The organism is Sutcliffiella sp. NPDC057660 (assembly GCF_042800035.1).
Lineage (GTDB): Bacteria > Bacillota > Bacilli > Bacillales > Bacillaceae_I > Sutcliffiella_A.
In genome coordinates this window covers 1-20068 of record NZ_JBHVHV010000009.1, presented here as the reverse complement: position 1 = coordinate 20068, position 20068 = coordinate 1, and the positions used below count along the sequence as shown (strand labels likewise).

21 protein-coding genes are annotated in these 20068 nt (G+C 44.1%); 14 read left to right on the top strand and 7 right to left on the bottom strand.

What is annotated here, in order from left to right:
* The first annotated feature begins 279 nt into the window (after positions 1 to 279).
* From ACFVAD_RS11500 to ACFVAD_RS11480, 5 genes are all read left to right on the top strand, one after another.
* Positions 280 to 1005, top strand: a complete 726-nt coding sequence (locus ACFVAD_RS11500; protein WP_386639740.1) for a hypothetical protein — start codon at positions 280 to 282, stop codon at positions 1003 to 1005.
* Positions 998 to 1732 carry a hypothetical protein gene (locus ACFVAD_RS11495; protein WP_386639737.1) on the top strand — a complete coding sequence of 245 codons (735 nt, stop codon included), beginning with the start codon at positions 998 to 1000 and terminating at the stop codon, positions 1730 to 1732. Before ACFVAD_RS11500 ends, ACFVAD_RS11495 begins: the two co-directional genes overlap by 8 nt.
* A gap of 275 nt (positions 1733 to 2007) precedes the next feature.
* The gene (locus tag ACFVAD_RS11490; protein WP_386639734.1) at positions 2008 to 4884 is read left to right on the top strand and encodes a 2-oxoglutarate dehydrogenase E1 component; all 2877 of its coding nucleotides are present in this window, start codon (positions 2008 to 2010) and stop codon (positions 4882 to 4884) included.
* Positions 4881 to 6167, top strand: a complete 1287-nt coding sequence (gene odhB, locus ACFVAD_RS11485) for a 2-oxoglutarate dehydrogenase complex dihydrolipoyllysine-residue succinyltransferase (RefSeq protein WP_386639731.1) — start codon at positions 4881 to 4883, stop codon at positions 6165 to 6167. Before ACFVAD_RS11490 ends, odhB begins: the two co-directional genes overlap by 4 nt.
* Positions 6168 to 6572: 405 nt before the next feature.
* Positions 6573 to 7205, top strand: coding sequence for a DUF4352 domain-containing protein (locus ACFVAD_RS11480; protein ID WP_386639729.1), 633 nt, complete (start codon positions 6573 to 6575; stop codon positions 7203 to 7205).
* Positions 7206 to 7241: 36 nt separating this feature from the next.
* Here the strand turns inward: ACFVAD_RS11480 and ACFVAD_RS11475 are convergent, their stop codons facing one another.
* Positions 7242 to 7427, bottom strand: a complete 186-nt coding sequence (locus ACFVAD_RS11475; RefSeq protein ID WP_386639726.1) for a hypothetical protein — start codon at positions 7425 to 7427, stop codon at positions 7242 to 7244.
* A gap of 143 nt (positions 7428 to 7570) precedes the next feature.
* Between ACFVAD_RS11475 and ACFVAD_RS11470 the strand changes: the two genes are divergently transcribed.
* A complete protein-coding gene (locus tag ACFVAD_RS11470; protein ID WP_386639724.1) occupies positions 7571 to 8581 on the top strand; it encodes a Gfo/Idh/MocA family protein in 1011 nt (336 codons plus the stop codon).
* Positions 8582 to 8639: 58 nt separating this feature from the next.
* On the opposite strand, the gene ACFVAD_RS11465 is transcribed toward ACFVAD_RS11470, so the two are convergent.
* Positions 8640 to 9035: an SET domain-containing protein gene (locus ACFVAD_RS11465; RefSeq protein ID WP_386639721.1), complete on the bottom strand. Its 396-nt coding sequence runs from the start codon at positions 9033 to 9035 to the stop codon at positions 8640 to 8642.
* A 201-nt stretch (positions 9036 to 9236) separates the two neighbouring features.
* On the opposite strand from ACFVAD_RS11465, the gene ACFVAD_RS11460 reads away from it, so the two are divergent.
* Positions 9237 to 9485, top strand: coding sequence for a hypothetical protein (locus ACFVAD_RS11460; protein ID WP_386639718.1), 249 nt, complete (start codon positions 9237 to 9239; stop codon positions 9483 to 9485).
* Between the two features lie 76 nt (positions 9486 to 9561).
* Positions 9562 to 10005, top strand: a complete 444-nt coding sequence (locus ACFVAD_RS11455) for a VOC family protein (RefSeq protein WP_386639715.1) — start codon at positions 9562 to 9564, stop codon at positions 10003 to 10005.
* Between the two features lie 238 nt (positions 10006 to 10243).
* Here ACFVAD_RS11455 and ACFVAD_RS11450 read toward each other — a convergent pair whose 3' ends face one another.
* On the bottom strand, positions 10244 to 10594 hold the full coding sequence (locus ACFVAD_RS11450) for a hypothetical protein (RefSeq protein WP_386639713.1): 351 nt from the start codon (positions 10592 to 10594) through the stop codon (positions 10244 to 10246).
* A 34-nt stretch (positions 10595 to 10628) separates the two neighbouring features.
* Positions 10629 to 10898: a 30S ribosomal protein S14 gene (gene rpsN / locus ACFVAD_RS11445; RefSeq protein ID WP_386639711.1), complete on the bottom strand. Its 270-nt coding sequence runs from the start codon at positions 10896 to 10898 to the stop codon at positions 10629 to 10631.
* 214 nt (positions 10899 to 11112) lie between these two features.
* Between rpsN and pssA the strand changes: the two genes are divergently transcribed.
* The 3 genes from pssA to ACFVAD_RS11430 all read left to right on the top strand — a co-directional run bounded on the left by pssA (position 11113) and on the right by ACFVAD_RS11430 (position 14024).
* Positions 11113 to 11820 (top strand): CDP-diacylglycerol--serine O-phosphatidyltransferase, encoded by a 708-nt coding sequence (gene pssA / locus ACFVAD_RS11440; RefSeq protein ID WP_386639709.1) that lies wholly within the window; start codon positions 11113 to 11115, stop codon positions 11818 to 11820.
* 135 nt (positions 11821 to 11955) lie between these two features.
* Positions 11956 to 12327 (top strand): MerR family transcriptional regulator, encoded by a 372-nt coding sequence (locus ACFVAD_RS11435; protein ID WP_386639706.1) that lies wholly within the window; start codon positions 11956 to 11958, stop codon positions 12325 to 12327.
* Positions 12328 to 12332: 5 nt separating this feature from the next.
* Complete coding sequence (locus tag ACFVAD_RS11430; protein WP_386639703.1) at positions 12333 to 14024, top strand: acyl-CoA dehydrogenase family protein; 1692 nt, start codon at positions 12333 to 12335, stop codon at positions 14022 to 14024.
* A gap of 112 nt (positions 14025 to 14136) precedes the next feature.
* On the opposite strand, the gene ACFVAD_RS11425 is transcribed toward ACFVAD_RS11430, so the two are convergent.
* Entirely contained in the window at positions 14137 to 15573 is a 1437-nt protein-coding gene (locus ACFVAD_RS11425; RefSeq protein WP_386639700.1) for a carbon starvation CstA family protein, read from the bottom strand.
* A 427-nt stretch (positions 15574 to 16000) separates the two neighbouring features.
* Here ACFVAD_RS11425 and ACFVAD_RS11420 point away from each other — a divergent pair, with 427 nt between their 5' ends.
* Positions 16001 to 17515, top strand: coding sequence for a two-component system sensor histidine kinase NtrB (locus tag ACFVAD_RS11420; protein ID WP_386639698.1), 1515 nt, complete (start codon positions 16001 to 16003; stop codon positions 17513 to 17515).
* Positions 17516 to 17540: 25 nt separating this feature from the next.
* Entirely contained in the window at positions 17541 to 17771 is a 231-nt protein-coding gene (locus ACFVAD_RS11415) for an excisionase family DNA-binding protein (protein ID WP_386639696.1), read from the top strand.
* 100 nt (positions 17772 to 17871) lie between these two features.
* Here the strand turns inward: ACFVAD_RS11415 and ACFVAD_RS11410 are convergent, their stop codons facing one another.
* Positions 17872 to 18438: a DUF2812 domain-containing protein gene (locus ACFVAD_RS11410; RefSeq protein WP_386639694.1), complete on the bottom strand. Its 567-nt coding sequence runs from the start codon at positions 18436 to 18438 to the stop codon at positions 17872 to 17874.
* On the bottom strand, positions 18425 to 18742 hold the full coding sequence (locus tag ACFVAD_RS11405) for a PadR family transcriptional regulator (protein WP_386639692.1): 318 nt from the start codon (positions 18740 to 18742) through the stop codon (positions 18425 to 18427). Before ACFVAD_RS11405 ends, ACFVAD_RS11410 begins: the two co-directional genes overlap by 14 nt.
* A gap of 296 nt (positions 18743 to 19038) precedes the next feature.
* On the opposite strand from ACFVAD_RS11405, the gene ACFVAD_RS11400 reads away from it, so the two are divergent.
* Complete coding sequence (locus ACFVAD_RS11400) at positions 19039 to 19824, top strand: endonuclease/exonuclease/phosphatase family protein (RefSeq protein WP_386639690.1); 786 nt, start codon at positions 19039 to 19041, stop codon at positions 19822 to 19824.
* Positions 19825 to 20068: the final 244 nt, after the last annotated feature.

Here is a 20068-nt window from a genome sequence, read left to right as displayed (position 1 = left end):
TTTTTATATGGATTTAGAGTGCAGGAAAAACGTTTATGCACAAAAATTTTGATTTGTGCACAATTTTCCCATGGTTATGCACAAAAAATAGAATTTGCGCTTAATTTTCTGGAAATACGCACAAAAATAAGGCACTTATGCACAATTCGCATTGTTCGACAAAATTCCCCGTGAAAATGGTCCAAGACCCTGCCCCCCCCTAAAAAAATCGAAAATTCCGGACATAAGCTACCATAAATCTGGTAAAATGTAGAAAGATATATACTAGGGGGAGCAACCATGGAATTTAATTTGAACATTCATATAAATGGGTTGGAAATGATTTTCGTTCTTCTCGGTTGGGGAATTGTATTGTTTTTCTTTTACCGGATCTACAAAAATCAGGAGAAGGACATCCGGCCGAAGCTCTGGAAAGGAATATTGACTATTATCATCGGATTATTTTCATTTACTTTTCCTCTGACATTCTTTCAACCTCCGATTTCCATCGCCATCCTACCGCTTGGTGTGTGGATACTCTACGTGCTTAGAAAGGGAAAATGGAAAGTTTACGGGAAATATGCATGGCTAGGGTTTGGTGCAAACTATATTTTATTGGCCACCACTTTAGTGGGGATTTTGTTTCATGGAATAATCTACCCGAAGGATCAGGCGGCTACATTCATCAGTGAGGCGGAAAATGCGAGCCTCCATATCATCCACCCATCAGCCCAGAAGGCGGTTCTAAACCCTGAAGCTCTTGAACAAGCTTTGGAGGGGATGCAGAAAAGTAAGGTTGATACTCAACAATTGTATAATTCCATCGTATTGGAAGAGGAGAAAGTGGAGCGGTTTCCATACATGCTGGCAGGAACAAAATCGCAGCTTGGCAGCGGACTTGCCACCCAGATTTTCGTCGAGAGGGATGGCAAAGGGGTGCTGATCACATCGGACAACCAAAGGCAGTACTATTTCCGATCTGAGCAATCCTTTCTGAAGATGGAAGGGGGCGGTACAGATGAATAAAAAAGTAGTACTTCTTATTGGGCTTCTTCTAGCGGGAGTGTTGATCCTTGTGACTTACCTCTACCTCCAAACGCCGAAAGCTTTTCTTACGGAAGAAGAAATCATGGATGAGCTTTACCTCACAAATTCATCTGCAAGGGTGAAGCAGATTCAGGATATCGTTCCTCTTGATGATAAGAGCATGTTCGTACCATTTATCCTTGAAGGTGACCGGTATGCTTCGAGCGTCTGGATGTGGCTTGGCGGCAAATGGGAAAATGTTTCTGTGACCACTTCCTCTGGACCGATTTCCTGGACGAGTAAGGATGGGACGAAAACCTTTATTACTTGGAACGTCGATCCGGATGACAAGGTGGAATATTTTCAGTTCTATCTTTTATCGGATAGGTACTTCCAGGTAACCAATGTGAATGCAAATGATAGGATTGAAATATATTTGCCGAAAATCCAGATGGCGCACCGGGTTCCAGTTGATGAAACATCTTACGGGGCCGTCCCGATCCCCGAGGAATGGGCAGGAATCATCGAATCTTCTAATAAGGTAAATGAATTTCATGGATGGTATACGGAGTATCAATCCCATCAAACTTATTTCGCATGGCAGGCATTTAACAAGATGGACGAAAAGATTCGCTTGGAAAAAACATATGGGAATGAGGGCGGCGGGTATTCTACCGGAAGCTACACCGAGCCACTTCAATTTATTAATGAAGGCGACCTAGAATAATATTCTGGCACTTTTCCCAGAACGAGGAAAAGTGCTTTTTACTTGTCCCAATAGATTCATTGTCGAAAAGCGCATGAAACCAATGTTTCTGATGGCGCGATTCGACAATCTTCGTAGTTATTTCTACCTATTTTCCCGTTAATCATACTTTTTTTAGGGTATTGGAATGTAAACGGTTTAATAAGTTACAGTTATGATGTAATATAGTACGTATAGAGTTATTATTCTGATATATTAGCTAGCAGTAACAGGCAATAATAATGGAGGCATGTCTGATGAGTAATAAAGACCGTGCGCATATTTGGGAGCGCTTCTACGGGCCGAATATGGGCTATATTTATGAAGAGTATGACAAGTATCAGGAGGATCCCGAATCAGTAGATGATACGATTCGGAAATTGTTCGATGAGATGGGTCCCCCGCCGGAAATGGAGTATGGTGTGCAGACGGAGACGGTAACTTCCGTAAAGAAAGATGCAGCTAGTCAAGCTCCACAATCCGCGATCAAAAAAGTCATCGCTGCAACAAAGCTTTTAAGGAATATTCGTACATTAGGCCATTTGGCTGCAAATATAAGCCCGATTCAATTTGAGGAGAAGCATCCTGCAGGATTTCTTGATGTGGAAACTTATGGATTGAGCAAGGAAGATCTTTTACAGATTCCGGCTGATCTAGTCTGGGAAGATGCCCCTGACGCGATTTCCAATGGTTGGGAAGCGTATGAACACCTGAAACGAATCTATACAAGTACCATCGCCTACGAATTCGGTCATATCCATGATGAAGAGGAACAGAACTGGCTGAACAGCTACATCGAGAAGTCCCGCATCCATCAACCGATGTCCAAAGAGGAGCGCATAGAATTGTTCGAGCGCTTGATGCATGTGGACGGATTCGAGAAGTTTTTACACAAAACTTTTGTCGGTCAGAAACGCTTTTCTATTGAAGGGTTGGATATGCTGGTGCCGATGCTTGACAAGCTGGTACAATCCGGCTGTGAGGAAGGTACGAAAAATATCAGCATCGGAATGGCGCATCGTGGCCGTCTGAACGTGCTCGCTCATGTGCTTGGAAAACCGTATGAGTTGATTTTCTCTGAATTCCATCATTCCCCGAACAAGGAGCTTGTGCCTTCGGAGGGTTCCCGTGGAATCAACTTCGGATGGTCCGGAGATGTAAAGTATCATCTTGGAGCAGACCGAAATATTAAAGGTGATAAGGAAAATGTTATTAGTATCCATCTTGCCCACAATCCAAGTCACCTGGAATTTGTCGATCCTGTTGTACAAGGATCTGCACGTGCCTTACAGGAAGATCGCAGTGAAAAGGGCTATCCAAAACAGGATGAACAATCTGCTTTCAGTGTATTGATTCATGGAGATGCGGCTTTCCCTGGAGAAGGGGTAGTGGCGGAAACATTGAACCTGATGAAGCTGAGAGGCTACGCGACGGGCGGAGCAATCCATATTATTGCGAACAACCTGCTAGGTTTCACCACGAATTATCAGGATTCCCGTTCGACCAAATATGCGAGTGATCTGGCAAAAGGCTACGAGATCCCGGTTATCCACGTCAATGCTGATGATCCGGAAAGCTGTTTGGCTGTGATGTATTTTGCCTATCAGTATCGCAAAAAGTTCAATAAGGATATTGTGATCGACCTAGTCGGTTACCGCCGTTTCGGACATAACGAAATGGATGATCCGAACGTGACACAGCCGTATCTTTATGAAAAGATCAACAATCATCCGACCATTGCCGAGAAGTACGCAAAGGAACTCGTTTCCCGCGGTATTTTGACAGATGAAGACACGACCAACAAAAAGTCCGAGATGATGAAAAAGTTCCAGGAGACTTTTGATCTATTAAAAGAAAAAGAAAATAAAGAAGAAGTCACCAAACAGGTGCCGGTCAAAATCGTCGAACATGTGCCGGAAATGGAGACTGCAGTTTCCGTTGATCTTCTTCGTTCCATTAATGAAAACCTTGCCAAATGGCCTTCCCACTTTAAGGTCTATCCGAAGCTGGGACGTATCCTTAAAAAGAGGGAGAGTCTGTTGAGCGAGGAAGGAAAAGTGGATTGGTCACTAGGCGAAACACTTGCATTTGCTTCCATCCTTGCAGACGGCACACCGATCCGTTTGACAGGTCAGGACAGTGAGCGTGGAACATTTGCCCACCGCCATCTTGTATTGCATGATCACCAGACGGCAGAAAGATATGTGCCTCTGCACAATATCCCGGAGGCAAAAGCTTCGTTCTCCATCTATAATAGCCCGTTGTCTGAAACTGCGGTACTTGGTTTTGATTACGGATATAGTGTGCAATCACCGGAATCCCTTGTCATCTGGGAAGCTCAGTTCGGTGACTTCGTGAATGTGGCACAGGTTATCATTGACCAGTTCATTGCTGCAGGCCGGGCTAAGTGGGGCCAAAAATCAAGCCTTGTGATGCTACTGCCACATGGCTACGAAGGTCAAGGACCGGAGCACTCGAGCGGTCGAGTGGAGCGTTTCCTGAATTCTGCTGCTGAGAACAACTGGATTGTCGCAAACGTAACAAGTGCAGCCCAGTATTTCCATCTTTTAAGAAGACAGGCGCTTCTAACGAAAACGGAGGATGCACGTCCTTTGATCGTGATGACGCCGAAGAGCTTACTGCGTAATTCCATGACAGTTTCCAACAGCTCCGAATTGAGCGAAGGCTCATTCAAGCTTCTTGTGGAGCAGGAAGGAACCGGGCAGGAAAAGACCAAGGTTACTAGACTTGTACTATGTACGGGGAAAGTGTCAATCGACCTTGCAAGCAAACTGACGGAGCTGTCTGGAGAAGATGTCGAAAATCTTCATATAGTGAGAGTGGAGCAGCTATATCCATTCCCGAAAAAGGAAGTGGAAGAGCTTGCCGCCCAGTACCCGAACCTGAAGGAAATCGTATGGGTACAGGAAGAGCCGAAAAACATGGGCGCATGGCCTGTGGTAAAGGCACCATTGCATGAGATCGCTTCAAGTGGCCTGGCTGTTGAGTATATTGGACGTCCAAAGCGTTCCAGTCCTTCAACAGGGGAGCCACATATTCATAAACAAGAGCAAGCTGGAATTGTACAAGCGGCATTAAATGTTAGCAAAGGGCATGGAGGGGAATTCATATGATCGAAGTTAAAGTACCTGAATTAGCGGAATCCATTACAGAAGGAACAATTGCAGAGTGGACGAAAAGTGTGGGAGAGTCCATCGAAAAGGGCGAGACGATTGCTGAGCTTGAAACGGACAAAGTAAACGTTGAAATCAAAAGTGAGCACACTGGCGTTATCAAGGAATTCCTTTTTGAACCGGGTGACAACGTAGAGGTTGGCCAGGTTATCGCAGTACTTGGTGATGCTGGCGAGTCAGGCGGATCGGCAGAAGAGCCTGCAGCAGCTCCTCCAGTTGCAGAAGCCCCAAAAGAGGAGCAAGCGGAAGGGCCGAAACAGGAAGTACCTGCTGCCAAAGCTCCGGAAGCAGAGAAGAAATCTGTGGCAACCCGCACTGCTGTTGCATCTCCTGCAGCTCGCAAAAAAGCGCGTGAGCTTGGAATCGACCTGAACGAAGTGAGCTACCGTGATCCAATGGGCCGCGTGCGCGTAGAGGATGTTGAAGCGCATCAGGCTTCCGTTCAAAAGAAAAAGAGCGAGCCTGCACCTGCAGCTCCTTCCAAACCAGCGGCAGCTCCAAAAGCTGTAGTACAGGATGATCGTATCGAGCGCGTGAAAATGTCCCGCCGCCGTCAAACGATTGCGAAGCGCTTAGTGGAAGCACAGCACACTGCAGCGATGCTTACTACCTTCAATGAAGTGGATATGACGGCCGTTATGGACGTGCGTAACCGTCGTAAGGATGCTTTCTTCAAGAAAAATGGCGTAAAGCTTGGATTCATGTCCTTCTTTACAAAAGCGGTAATCGGAGCGCTGAAGTCCTTCCCATTATTGAATGCGGAAATCCAGGGTGACGAAATCCTGATGAAGAAGTTCTATGATATCGGTGTGGCAGTTTCCACCGAGGAAGGTCTCGTTGTACCAGTAGTTCGCGATGCAGACAAACTCAGCTTTGCCGGGATCGAAAAAGAAATCGGTGACCTTGGTAAAAAAGCGCGTGACAACCAATTGGCTTTGAAAGACCTTCAAGGAGGAACGTTCACCATCACAAATGGCGGAATCTTTGGTTCCCTGTATTCCACTCCAATCCTGAACACACCTCAGGTTGGTATTCTAGGCATGCACACCATCCAACGCCGCCCTGTTGTAGTGGACGATAAGGACACAGTGGAAGTAAGACCGATGATGTACATCGCCCTTTCCTATGACCACCGAATCGTCGACGGTAAGGATGCTGTACAGTTCCTTGTAAAAGTGAAGCAATTGCTAGAGGATCCGGAAGACTTGTTGTTGGAAGGCTGATCTAGTGATATTTGATGAGAGCCGCTGTCCCGAGATGGGATAGCGGTTTTTTCAGTGGATTAGACCGCTGTCTATGGATATCGGTGGAACAGAAACTGGTTGAATTTGGTGTACGGGCGAAAAGTAGGTGAGACCGGGCGGAAAGCTCCCCGAATCGGGCGCAAATCTTACTTTGGGGGCGTAAATCAGAAAAATCGGGCGAAAATCCAAAAAATCGTGCCTAACAGCAAACCCATACTTATCCGAATGATATCCTTTTCGTGAAGTGCCGCAAAATCGAGATGTTTTTTTTTTGCTAAAACATACCTCTTAAAAGAAAATTGTCACAATACTACCAATTTACCGACAAAATAAGTATAATCAATAGTAGAATAGAGACACATACGATCAAGGGGGAACTGAGAGATGAAAAAATTAGTAGCGTTGTCGATGACTGCCATGCTTGCAGCGACGATGATGGCGTGTTCGAATGATAATAGTGCGACGGATACAAAGGAGCCTACGGAACAGACGGAAAGCCCGAAGAGCCCAAGCAAGCAGACCGATCCGGATTGGATTACACCTGTTGGCGAAACAATTTCCACTGAGGGTGGGGATTTTACCTTCCATACAAGAAACGATCAGGTGGAAACTGTGGAAGCGGGTTCTTTGACATTGGATTTTGACCAGGTTGCAGGAATCAGCGGCGTGCTTTCTCCGGAATTTGCAGAGCATGTTGGACAAGATAAACTTGAATATATTCAAGTGGATATCCAAGTGACGAATACTTCAAAAGATCCTATTAATTTTGATGCATACCAGGCTACATTGATTACAAGTACCGGAGAAGAGATCACAGCTCCGAACCCGAAATTGGGAGAGCTTCCGGAGGGGAACTTTGCAGGCGAAGAAAAGAAGCAGGCTTCTGTTTTCTATGTGCTGGAAAAATCAAAAGCTGAAGATGTCGAGTGGGTTCGCCTTGTAATGAAAGCTCCAACCAACGAAAGTAATGAAAAAATCGGGGAAGACCTTGATATAAAGGTAGAACTGAAGGGTTAATAGATAGTTAAGTAAAAAACCTTGAGAGTACTCCTCTCAAGGTTTTTGTTTGTCGTCTTTTTCGATAGGAAGCCCCATCTCCACTTTTTTCATTTCCAGTTCCAATCTTAAATATTCCAGCTCTACTTTCTTTTCCTGCAGTTCATAACTTTTCTTTTTATCATAGCCGTAGTAGATCAGTGATAATGCAACAATCACAGTAATATAGAACCATAAATCCACTTTAGAGCACCTCCTGTATCACTCTATACGTATGAAGCACCATATAGTTTCGCCCTTTTCTACTATTTTGAAAAAGCAGTCTATAGTATGAAACATATTCCGGTAACCGTGGTATAGTAAAGATGATAGATACATAGAAGGGAATGAATCGGATGATCAGAGTTGCCTTGCTAAGTAAATGGCATGTGCATGCAGCGGAATATGCAGAGCATGCGCAGGGAAATGAGCATGTTGAAATCACGCATGTTTGGGATGAAAAAGAAGAAAGAGGCAGAGAATGGGCCGATGAGCTTGGTGTGGAATTTGTCCAGGATATCGAGTCCATTTTTAGCAATCCTGATATTGATGCAGTCATTGTTGATACCCCTACTTCCATGCATCGGGATGTTATTATCAGAGCAGCGGAGAGCGGAAAGCATATTTTTACGGAAAAAGTGCTGGCAATCACCGTTGAAGATGCAGAGGCCATATTGGATGCGGTGGAAAAGAATGGCGTGAAGCTGATGGTTTCCTTGCCACGTTTAACGGCTGACTATTATCTCTATGCGCAGCGAGTAGTGGATGAAGGCTTACTTGGCAAGCTGACGACCATCCGATGCAGGGTGGCGCACAATGGGGCGGTACCATATGAAAATAGTCCTCATGGCTGGCTGCCGAAGCATTTTTATAACATGGAGGAATGCGGAGGCGGGGCATTTATCGATCTGGGTGCCCATCCGATCTATTTGACGAACCGTCTCGGAGGTCAGGCTTCTGCCGTCACAGCAAGGCTACAGCAGACACTGGGGTACGATGTGGATGACAATGCAGTGGCCATTGTGGAATACGTATCAGGTGCCATGGGCATTCTTGAAACGGGCTTTGTTGCAAATGGAAGCCCATTCCAACTCCAGTTGTACGGGACTGCGGGAACGCTCCTGATTGAAGATGACAAGATCCGTATTTTTAGCAATCTGATGGAAGAAGGCTGGCATGAAGTGAAGGACCTCCCTGCTCCACTGATCATGCCTATGGACCAGTGGGTAAAGGAAATCCGCACAGGAGAGACACCTAGCATCACACATCAGGACGGATACAACCTTACCCTCATCAACCACGCGGCAAGACTCTCCCATGATCAGGGAAGAAGAGTGGAAATCAAAGAATTGGTTTAATAATGTGAAAAACCACCGAATGGGGTCTGGCCCCTTAGGTGGTTTTTGTTTTATTTTTCTATTTTTCCTCTTCGCCTTCATCTTTGTTGAACCAAAGTGGGTCCATTTGGTCGACGTCGCCGTTATAGTTGATAAGGATTTCTTCTCCCGCTTTGATGTCCTTGTATGCGTAGAAGTCAAAGGTGTGCTCGTCGAAGTTGATCTCGTATCTCGCATTCGGTTCATACGAGTGGTTAAAGAGCATGCCATATCCAAGAAGAATGGCAGAGTGATTCACTCCGTATTCAAACGCGTAGTCCGCAAGAGTCGTCTTTTCGATATGCTGATGTTCTTCATTCAAGTAGGATATAACTGGTGCTGCGTGGAACATGACGCCTTCTTTTATATCCTGGGTTGCAAAAACCCCTCTATTAAATTCCCCATCGCTAATTGGGGATTTTTTTACCTCGATCATAGTTATCACCTTCGCCATTCATTTATTGTAAAATAGTCAACCTATTAAGGGTGCCATTATTTAGCAAAGAAAGCAACAAGTTAAGTTCTTCCAGATGTTATTATACCTCAAAAAACAAGGTAACATTTATCATTCTAAAACTGGGACTGAATTTGTCTGAATAGGTATAATGAAGAAAAATGGAGTGCGGAGGGAAGAAACGTGAATAAAACAACAGCGGCAATCGGCTGCTTTTTCATCATGATAGCTGCCTTTCTATATGCAGCAAAACACATCACAGCAGCAATCATGATATCCAATATCAATAGTGCCAAGACCAATTATTTCGATGGAGGCTATGAATCCATATCGACTGGAATCACCTATTGGACAGGGGGCTCGTTGCTTTTAGGTCTGGTATTTCTAATTGGCAGCGTTTCTGAATTGCTGATGCAAAAGATGAAGGCATAGTCGTTGTGTTTGTAACAGGAAATCTACTGTTTTTGTCGAATGCAATCATATACGAAATATTAAGGAGATGGCTTATATGAACAGAATTAACCTAATCGCACTTGGCGTAAAAGATATTGCAAAATCACTCAAATTTTATCGGGAAATCTGCTTTGAAGCTTCGGTAAGAGGACCGGAGGAGGCGCCAGTCATCGTTTTTTTCAAAAACCAGGGCACGAAGCTGGAGCTTTACCCGTTGGAGCTGTTGGCTAAGGATATCAATGAGGAAAACCCTCCATCACTTTCAACAGGCGGCTTCCCTGGCATCACGCTTGCCTATAATGCAAAGTCAGAAGAAGAAGTGGGCGAGATTTTCCACCGTGTTAAAGAGATTGGGGCAGAGATTGCCAAAGAACCAAAGAAAACGGATTGGGGAGGATACGGCGGGTACTTCCGGGATCCAGACGGCTATTATTGGGAAGTGGCCTATGGTGCGGACTGGAAGTTTGATGAGAATGATATGCTGATCATAGAGGATTGAATGTATGTAAAAGAAAAACGGCCTAAGGATGGAAATCCTATGCCGTTTTTCTTTAGAGAAGTCTCTTTTCGCATACATTGTTGCTTTTGACGTATCCAACGTAAAAACGTAATATTGCTTGCTTTCGTGCTCTTTTCACGAGTAATAGATTATTTTCTGTTTGAATAATATTGGGATAAATGCTGTGAAAAATCCAAAAGCCGATTTTTTACGAACGTAAGCAACAAAGAATAGAGCCTTAGAAAAAGGTTAGAAAATTTTTATTTTGATTATGATGATGGATCGGGAATTGACTCTGCGTACATTCAAGCCAAACAGCCGATTTCATCTTTCTGTCCACTTCCCGTTGCAGCTCCGCATCGATGGCAAGCATATATTGTCTCGCTTCCTCCACCGTCAAGTTGAACTTTGCTGCAGCCTGTTGATATGGGTGTTGGAGGGTGAGCAGATTATAATATTGTTCAGCGGTTTCAGCCTGTTCCGCATATGCCATTTCAATTTCTTCCATAAAAGAATGGAATCTGCGTTTTTCTTCGGAAAGTGACCTCTGTGCCATTTTCATCAAAAAGCTGTACTTGCTTTCTTGCAATTCAAGTCACCTCTTCTCCGGTATCATCACGAATTTACCAGCTTGCTTTTTTCACTCCAGGGATCTGCCCCTTATGTGCATATTCTCTAAATGCTATGCGGGACATTTTGAATTTACGCAAATATCCTCTAGGACGGCCGGTAATTTCACATCTATTGTTCAAACGGGTAGGGGAGGAATCACGCGGCAGCTTTCGTAAGCCTTCTACGTCTCCTTTGGCAATCAACTCCCGGCGAAGATCTGCATATTTTTCGACTAGCTGCTGGCGCTTTCTTTCCTTGACTACTTTGGATTTTTTGGCCATGATTAAAACCCTCCTAAAATTTTTAATATGAAAATAGGAATCATTACGTTTTATTAAAACATAGGAGAGTTTTTGATGCAACATTTTTTGCTCATAAATAAAATTTATCCATTAATTAGGACGGAATGATATAATTGGATGAAGGTGACTATAAACAGAGAAGTTTTTTTATCAATTATTTACATAGGAAATTTTACGTTGACGGAGTGATTACATGCAGATGCGTACGCGCTTTATTAAAGGCATTCCCAACATGTTCACGCTTGGGAATTTATTTTGTGGATTTTTATCGGTAGGTTTTGCGGCGAACGCCCAGTATAGCAACGCTGCCATATTAATATTGATCGGGATGATGCTTGACAGCATGGATGGAAGGCTTGCCCGCATGCTTAAAGCAGACAGCAATCTTGGAAAAGAATTGGATTCGCTTGCGGATGTGGTGACATTCGGTGTGGCGCCATCCTTTTTGGTGTATTATACATATTTCTATCAGTTCGGTTTACTCGGTCTTGCCATTGCAGGACTATTCCCGTTATTTGGGGCGTACCGCCTGGCGAGGTTCAATGTAAGTCCTACGAATTCTTCCGGAAAATATTTTACGGGAGTTCCAATCACAGCGGCAGGTGGAATCATGGCACTGCTCACTCTGTTCGGAAACTACATTCCGCAGATCGTGACAACCGTCATTTTCACAGCACTATGCTTTTTGATGGTCAGCCGGCTGAAGATACCAAGCTTCAAGGAAGTGCCGCTACCGAAGTACGGCACCATCGTCACCGTTTTCCTTGGGTGCTTGCTATTTATCATTTACCAGGGAACCTATCAGCAGTATCCATATTTGATCTATATCGCGATACCTTTGTATATTGCCTACCTTGCTTACCGTTTTGTAAAAGGGAAGAACAAAAAGGAAATCGATTGAGCAAAAGGGAGTCTGGTCCGACTAATTGTTGGGCTAGGCTCTTTTTTTCTTGCAAAAATCCCTTGAACTTTACGTTTACGTCAATGATAATATGTAAATAAATCTAAATATTCTAACAAAAGAGGGTTGCAAATAATGTTCACGATCACCCAACTGGCAAAGGAATTTCAGGTGTCAACACGTACCATCCGCTATTATGAAGAGCTAGGGCTTATCAAGCCGGACAGAACGGAAGGGAACCAACGTGTATTCTCGAAACGGGAGCACGCCAGGCTCAAACTGATCATCCGGGGAAAGCGGTTCGGCTTTCAGCTTGAGGAGATCAAGGAGATGGTGCTGCTGTTCATTGATGACCGTACAGGGGAAAAGCAGCTCGAGAAAACGATTGAGTATGGAACGAAAAAAGTGATAGAAGTGGAAAATCGCATCCGGGAACTCACGGAACTGAAGGAGGAAATGCAACGTTTGCTGAAGAGTTTTAACGAAAAAATCGACAAGGGGCGATGAGGAAGATGGGAAAAGAGCGTAATTTTTTCACGGAGGATAAGCATTTGCAGGCGGTACTTCAAAAATATCTGGAGCCTTCCTTTTATCAATGGGCCAAAGAGGAACTGACAGAGTTGGGGGAGAGCTGTGCCAATGAGATTGACGAAAGAGCGGTGCATACAGACCGGGAAGGGCAACCGAAACTCATTAAATACAACCGGATGGGAGAGGACATTTCAGAAATCTGGGTCAATGACGGATACAAAAAAACAGTCGAAGAAACGTACAACAGAGGCATTGTCGGCTTTGTCCATAAAGAGATTCCGGAGCTTGGTAAGCAGGGGGACTATCTGTATTCCTATGCACAGGGCTATCTGTTATCTCAATCGGAACCCGGTTTCTATTGTCCGGTGACATTGACAATGGCAACCGCCTATTTGCTTGAGCATTATGCGGATGCCGAAGTGAAGGGGAGGTTCCTGCCACATGTCATATCAACAGGGGAAGTGGATCTTTATGAAGGGGCAACCTTCCTTACCGAGCGGCAGGGTGGCTCGGATGTCGGTGCAAACGAGACGAAGGCGGTCCTTTCACAGGAAGGCCACTACCTTCTCCAAGGGGAAAAATATTTTGCCTCCAACGCAGGGCAGTGTGGGATAGCCATGGTGCTTGCGAGAATCGAAGGGGCGCCGGCAGGAACGAAGGGGCTCAGCCTGTTTGCCGTACCTTGGAGGCAGGAGGATGGATCGTTGAATGGAATACAGATCCGCAGGCTTAAGGACAAACTTGGTGTTAGGGCCGTTCCATCGGCTGAAGTGGTGTTTGACGGGGCAGAAGCGTATTTGGTCGGGGAACCAAACAAAGGCATCCACTACATGATGGAGGCATTGAATTTATCGCGAGTTTGTAATGCAGTAGCTTCCATAGGGATCATGAGAAGGGCTTATGTGGAAGCGAGGGAGTATGCAGGAAATCGCTATACCTTTGGAAATCACTTGATCAATTTTCCGATGATCCGGGAGTCACTTGTACAGATGGCAGTAAAATTGGAGGTCGAAACAAGCGCACTTTTCGAGCTCATTTCCTTGTTTGACCGGGTCATGAGGAAGGAGGGCACAGTTTCGGAAAAGGATGTGGCATTGAACAGGCTGCTCATTGCCCTTTTGAAAAAGGAGACAGCCGAGCAGGCGGTCCATTATTCCCATGAGGCGATCGAGATGCACGGGGGGAATGGATTCATCGAGGACTTTGTCACCCCGAGGCTGGTCAGGGATGCACAGGTATTGACGGTATGGGAGGGAACGGCTAATATCCTGGGCTTAGAGGTGTTGCGTTTGATGAAAAAGTATCACGTACACCGGCTTTTCGTGGAAGAAATGCTCACAAGACTGACCAGCCTCGGAAATGTTGCAGAAGACCTGAGGGAGCCTGTGGAGTCCGCGATATCCACACTGGTCGAGCTTTGTGATTATGTAGCAAGCTGCAACAATGATCTGCAAACCTTCCATTCCAAAAAAATCGCCAATCTGATGGTGAAGATTTTCGAAAGTGTTGTAGCATTGGAAGGTGCAGCTTCAGGTGACCCACGCGAGATAGCCAAAGCGGAGATTTTCCTTTCCCAGACTTGGAATGGAGTTACATGGATTGACCGTGAAAACAAAACGCTGAAGCATTTTGAATCCATTGTGAAATGGGAAAAAGAAGGGCTGGAGGTTTAATCATTTTTTTCAAGCTTCCACTCTATGAAATTATTACTTTTCACACAAAAAACGAAAAAAACCTTCCATCAATTGGGAAGGTTTTTTTGGTATGGAAAACATTAAATAATCATTAAGCCGCTTTATTGGCTCCTTTTGCTTGGTTTGCATTACGGTGAAGGAATATCTGTCTTACATACCAGCCTAGAACTACTGCTGTTAGTGAGAAACCGATGATCACAGAAAGCCCATAGCTCAAATGGAGTCCCTCTGGGGCGTAGAAAATATAGGTGCATACGACGCCCGTCATGAACATCGCAGGCACCCCGCAGATCCAGTGGAGCTTCTGGTTTTTCAACAGATACATCGTTGCAGTCCAAAGCATCACGGTTGCCACAACCTGGTTGGTCCAGCCGACATAGCGCCAGAGGAAGGTGTAGTCGATGGTTGCCAGGAACAGGGCTGGAGCAGCAACTGACAAAGTCACAATCAGGACCTTCACTTTTCCATCCATGTTAAAAAACTTGGATAAGCCTTCCGTCAGAATCATACGGGATGATCTTAAGGCTGTATCCCCGGTTGTGATAGGAAGAATGATGACACCAAGAATGGCCAGGATCCCGCCAAGTGTTCCAAGCAGGGAAATGGAAATCTCGTTGACGACATAGGATGGACCGCCTTGTGCAAGTGCTTCCTGCAAGCCGCCGGTTCCGTTGAAGAATGTCATGCCGGCTGCCGCCCAAATAAGGGCAATGACGCCTTCAATGACCATAGCACCGTAGAAGATCTTACGTCCGTGTGATTCCCTTTTCATGGTACACGCCACAATCGGACTTTGTGTACAATGGAAGCCGGAAATTGCGCCGCAGGAGATGGTCACCATCAACAATGGCCAGATAGGAAGCTCCTGTGGATGCATATTGGCAAGAGTCAAGTTCGGAATAGGGTTGTCCTGGAAAAGAAGCGAGACACCAATTGCCACCGCCATAAATAGAAGAATACCTCCAAGCAATGGGTAAATCTTTCCGATAATGCGGTTGATCGGCAACAGTGTCGCCAGTAGAAAGTATCCGAAAATAATCAATAATGCCACGGTAAAACTAAGTGGAGTCAGCTGGGCAATCAACTGTGCCGGTCCAGCTGTGAAGGCAGCTGCAACAAGCACGCTCAGCACAAGTGAAACAACGGTAATCAACGATTTTACTGTATTCCCCAAATAACGGCCCACAATGGAAGGATATTGCGCCCCGCCATGTCGCATGGACAGCATGCCGGAGAAATAATCGTGGACAGCCCCTGCAAATATCGTACCAATCACAATCCAGATGAAGGCGACAGGGCCGTAAAGCGCACCCATAACCGCACCATAGATTGGCCCGAGACCTGCAATATTTAATAACTGAATCAGGTTGCCCCGCCACCAGTTCATTGGCACAAAATCAAAATTGTCACGCTTTGTATAGGCAGGGGTCCGATTGTTGTCATCTATCACAAATACCCGTTCTACAAATTTGGAATAAACGGCATAGCCTGCTATCAATAAAAGTAGTGCGCCAAAAAAAGTAATCATGCTGTTCGCCTCCTGTTGTCGAATGTTTTAGAATTATGAAATATTTTAACATGATTAGGTGGGAAAACAACAGATTTTTCTGAAAAATAGGAAAAAAGGTAGTTTCTTAGTGTACCGATGGCTGTGGAAGACTTATTGATTCGAGACAGGATATGAATTACAATGGGAATACCTAGGAAGTTGATTGCTTCTTCTGAGAATGATTTGTGAGTGATGTCTGTTGAGCTACTTTTCCAACTTTAAAAATAAATCTACCATATACCTTTTCACTATATCTCTATTGGGATGCAGTCTATTTATCATTCAAGCTGATTTTTCTCTGCGACATATCTATCTAAATATTCCACTTTACATATTATTGGTGATTGCGATTCTACTTTTGAATCGATATATCATGGTACTTCCTCTTAAAGGAAATTCTCTTAGTATGGATTCCTCCATTTATTTGGCCACCCTTTTTATTTTCGGTTTGGAGTATACACTATGTCTATTATTGGTCAGCAGTGTGTTTGATGGATTCATAAGACCAAGCATGTCCTGGTGGAAACATGTATTTAATTTTTCTCTCTTTACTTTGATGATACTTGGAGCAGAGCGTGTTTTTAAGTTGATGGAAGGGAGCAATGGAGTTTTGCATGCAGATGATGTTTTGCCCTACATCTTCTCCATGCTATGCTACTTTTTAATAAATGTTCTTTTGATTGTCGGTTTTTTTTCTCTGCAGTCATCTCATAATTTCTATGTTCAATTCCAAGAAATACTTAAAGAATCTACTATCAATTATCTGATAACATTAGCAGTAGCTTTTGTTTTGTCCATCTTGCTAGAACGGGCACCGGTATTTGGTATCATGATTTTTACTATCATTATTCTCTTTGTTTCTATAACATTCAGAAAATATTTCTTTCTCTACGAAAAAATGACCAAAGACAAAATCTATCGGGAACAGATCCTCAACTCTCTTCCGGTTGGAATCATTACGGTGGACAATGACTCTACCAATTTTTCGCTGAATACGGCCGCGTCTACCATATTGGAAATGGATGGAGAAGAGGTGAAAGAGATGGTCAGCGTGAAGGAAGGGGATCCTATTAATGCTTCATTCTGGAGTATTCTTGCTTCCCAAAAGATCTGCCAAAATATAAAAATTCCTTATGTGAAAGAGGGCAGGGACCATTATCTCCTAGTCTCTCAATCCGAACTGCTTGACCAGGAGAGAGCCCTGATCGGTAGAATTTTTCATTTTATCGATATAACGGCTACTGCCGAACTTGAGAAGCGGATCCATCAATCGGAAAAGCTTGCCGTTCTTGGGGAGCTTGCAGCAGGAGCGGCACATGAAATCCGGAATCCGCTCACGGTGATTCACGGATTTGTATCTCTGATGAAGCAATCCTTCACTGAAAAAGATAAAAATAAGTATCAAATCCCTCTTCTTCTTAAGGAATTTGATCGGATTAACACTATTGTGGAGGAAATGCTGTTGATAGCTAAGCCTGGTGCACCTGTGTTGAAATTCGTATTCCTGGAGGATATCGTAAAGGAAATCCCATATGCTCCAGCAGTTCAAGAGGGGATATCCTTACATGTAGAATTGGAAAGGGTCCCTCTAATGGTGGACGCTAAGCAGATGAAGCAGGTATTCTACAATCTGATCCGTAATGGTAGAGAGGCTATGGAGGGTGAAGGGGCGATCAGCATTTATTCCAAGAAGCTCGAAAATGTCTACCAGATTTTTGTGAAGGATACGGGTTCAGGCATATCCGAAAAGATGAAGCAAACGATCTTTGATCCGTTTGTGACCTCGAAAGATTCAGGAACGGGACTAGGACTGACCATTGTCCAGCGCATCATTGAAAACCATCATGGTAAAATAGAGGTGCAGGAAAGCTCCCCGGCAGGGACGACTTTTCTTATCACACTGCCGCTGCCACACAACTAATGTACGTTTAAAAGGAATGATAGCTATGTATTTATCCATAAAAGAAACAGCTGAATATTTATCCTGCTCTACTTCGTATGTGGAAAGCCTGATTCAGCAAAAGAAGATCCGTGCCATTTACGATGGCGAGAATTACTTGATCAATAAGGAGCAGTTCGCCACCCATTTGAAGCAGATGGAAAAGTATAAGGAGCTTGTAGAAGAGCTTCGCAATGAGCCGGTTCCGGAGGATATCGATATCAAGGATGAGGATTGAAGACAGCGCAATTTCCATGAAAAATGCTCAGAGTTCGAAGCTCTGAGCATTTTTTAAGCCTTTCTACTATCTGCAGCTTTGTTATGTCCATGCAATCTCATCATTTTTCCTTTAATATCGAATACTTTTGGTAAGCTTTATTGAAACTTATGCCGAAGAAAATAACCATAAGTGCAGGAAGCAGCTTCATAAGGACAAATGGGGATTCAAATAAAAATGCTTTCCAAAATAATGGACCTTCCATCTTCCATAAATCTTCATGGTATAATTCCGAATCGCTGTAGAGCAAAAAAGAATAAGTCAAACACAGCGTCCCCATCCAAAATGAATAATCCATTAATCTTTTATAATAGTTCCCCCTGGATTGGCGATCTGAGAAGATTTCATTATGATCATCATTTTCCTTCTGCCAATACCGTATCCCGCTAAACCATGGCCCACTTATATAGTTCCAATCGAAATCCTCATATATCCCGATGTATTCCACCAGCTTTTTCCTTGGCAGATAATCTTGATAATCAAGGCGCATAACATATCTCTTGTCAGTTTTTTCGAAAGTGTATATCCCAAAGCCGTTAATATTTGTGCAGCGGTAGCCTTTTTGTAATTGCTCGTTCAGCCATTGCTCTTCTTTTTCAATATTGAAAAATACTTTAAACCTCTTCATTTGATCCACTTCCTTCATACAAGGATAAAATATGTGAAAGCCTTTCTTGCTCCATTTTCAAAACGGCGCATCCTTCTGCAGTAATCTTATATATTTTTCTCCGACCTGAGTTTCCTACAGATTCAATCCAGCCATGTTTATTCAAATTTTCAATCGCACCGTACAATGTACCAGCCGCTAAAATGACTGTACCATTACTGTTTTTTTCTATCTCCTGCATTACGGCATAGCCGTGGAGCGGCTCCCTTAGAGCCAATAAAATATAATGCATCGTTTCGGATAATGGCAATAAACTATGTTTCACACTCTCACCCCTCTATTCAGTTAAACTATATAGTGCAACTTAGTAATAATGTATTACAGTTGAACTGAATAGTCAACATCATTTTTGTTATCCCTCAAAAGATATCCCTTTTCCTATTGCAATGTTTCCGGGAAAGTTGTCAAAACTTACTGTCAATTAAGGTATAATAAAAGGAGTCGAAGGTGGGTTCCATACAAAACCGAGTTGCGTTTAACAAGTCGTATAAAAATGGGATGTCGCCAGCACAGTTCAAGATGAGAGGCGGCGGTTCTCCCATATTGATCAGGAGGAGAAAAATGAGTAAAGTTTATAAAATCATGACGTTTAACCTGAGAGTCGATGTTCAGTCAGACCCATTTGTCTGGGAGGAGCGAAAAAACTGGATCGTTCAGACGATACATACATATGAGCCGGATTGCATCGGCACACAGGAAGCGAATATCCCGATGCTTGCCTGGCTGAAGGACATGCTGCAGGAAAGCTATGAGGTGTACGGAGTCAACCGGACAACCTCGACTGAAGTTGGGGAGTTCAGTGCAATTTTTGTAAAAAGATCGACATTCACCATAGGGAAAAAAGATTCCTTCATGCTTTCGGAAACGCCTGAGGTAATCGGGAGCATGGGCTGGGACGCGCATTGTGCCAGGATCTGTTCATGGGTGGAGCTGATCCCCAAAAGTGAAGAAGAACCGGTCCTGCGGTTCTTCAATACCCACCTGGACCATATGGGGCAGGTGGCAAGACTTGAAGGGCTGAAGCTGATCTTGGATGTGATCAAGGAAAAGGATTCCGAAGACCCGTTGCCAGTCCTATTGACAGGTGATTTCAATGATGCACCGGAAAGTGAACCATTGAAGGCGGTTGCCTCCATGCAAAGCTGCTATGCCGGATTTACGGACGGGGAGCTGCAAAATAGCCTGACCTTCCATGCTTTCCAGGGCGGAACGGCAGGCACTCCGATTGACTATATTTTTGCTGATATGGGGGCTGAGCTTTCCTCGACCGTCATCATCAGGGACAGGATAGACGGAGGATTCCCTTCCGACCACTACCCTGTAATGGCCTATGTAACAGTAAAATGATCAATTATATTGGTGTAAGCTGCGGGATGAAGACCCGCGGCTTTTTTTCATATCCGGGCCTCCCAACTTCTTTATTATGGGTCAAGGAGATATAATGAAAGTATTGATTGTAGTGGGTAGGCACTTAGTTTTGAACGAACAAACTGTAAGAGGAGCATTCCTGTTTTCTATCTTTTGAGGTACTTGAAAAATAAATAGCCCTCCTATATGATGCATGAGTATCAACGACCAAATCGAAACTCAT

Coding starts and splice junctions, on each gene's coding strand:
- ACFVAD_RS11500 (WP_386639740.1), top strand. CDS start 280: ATGGAATTTAATTTGAACATTCATATAAATGGGTTGGAAATGATTTTC.
- ACFVAD_RS11495 (WP_386639737.1), top strand. CDS start 998: ATGAATAAAAAAGTAGTACTTCTTATTGGGCTTCTTCTAGCGGGAGTG.
- ACFVAD_RS11490 (WP_386639734.1), top strand. CDS start 2,008: ATGAGTAATAAAGACCGTGCGCATATTTGGGAGCGCTTCTACGGGCCG.
- odhB (WP_386639731.1), top strand. CDS start 4,881: ATGATCGAAGTTAAAGTACCTGAATTAGCGGAATCCATTACAGAAGGA.
- ACFVAD_RS11480 (WP_386639729.1), top strand. CDS start 6,573: ATGAAAAAATTAGTAGCGTTGTCGATGACTGCCATGCTTGCAGCGACG.
- ACFVAD_RS11470 (WP_386639724.1), top strand. CDS start 7,571: ATGAATCGGATGATCAGAGTTGCCTTGCTAAGTAAATGGCATGTGCAT.
- ACFVAD_RS11465 (WP_386639721.1), bottom strand. CDS start 9,035: ATGATCGAGGTAAAAAAATCCCCAATTAGCGATGGGGAATTTAATAGA.
- ACFVAD_RS11455 (WP_386639715.1), top strand. CDS start 9,562: ATGAACAGAATTAACCTAATCGCACTTGGCGTAAAAGATATTGCAAAA.
- rpsN (WP_386639711.1), bottom strand. CDS start 10,898: ATGGCCAAAAAATCCAAAGTAGTCAAGGAAAGAAAGCGCCAGCAGCTA.
- pssA (WP_386639709.1), top strand. CDS start 11,113: ATGCAGATGCGTACGCGCTTTATTAAAGGCATTCCCAACATGTTCACG.
- ACFVAD_RS11435 (WP_386639706.1), top strand. CDS start 11,956: ATGTTCACGATCACCCAACTGGCAAAGGAATTTCAGGTGTCAACACGT.
- ACFVAD_RS11430 (WP_386639703.1), top strand. CDS start 12,333: ATGGGAAAAGAGCGTAATTTTTTCACGGAGGATAAGCATTTGCAGGCG.
- ACFVAD_RS11425 (WP_386639700.1), bottom strand. CDS start 15,573: ATGATTACTTTTTTTGGCGCACTACTTTTATTGATAGCAGGCTATGCC.
- ACFVAD_RS11420 (WP_386639698.1), top strand. CDS start 16,001: ATGGATTCCTCCATTTATTTGGCCACCCTTTTTATTTTCGGTTTGGAG.
- ACFVAD_RS11415 (WP_386639696.1), top strand. CDS start 17,541: ATGTATTTATCCATAAAAGAAACAGCTGAATATTTATCCTGCTCTACT.
- ACFVAD_RS11410 (WP_386639694.1), bottom strand. CDS start 18,438: ATGAAGAGGTTTAAAGTATTTTTCAATATTGAAAAAGAAGAGCAATGG.
- ACFVAD_RS11400 (WP_386639690.1), top strand. CDS start 19,039: ATGAGTAAAGTTTATAAAATCATGACGTTTAACCTGAGAGTCGATGTT.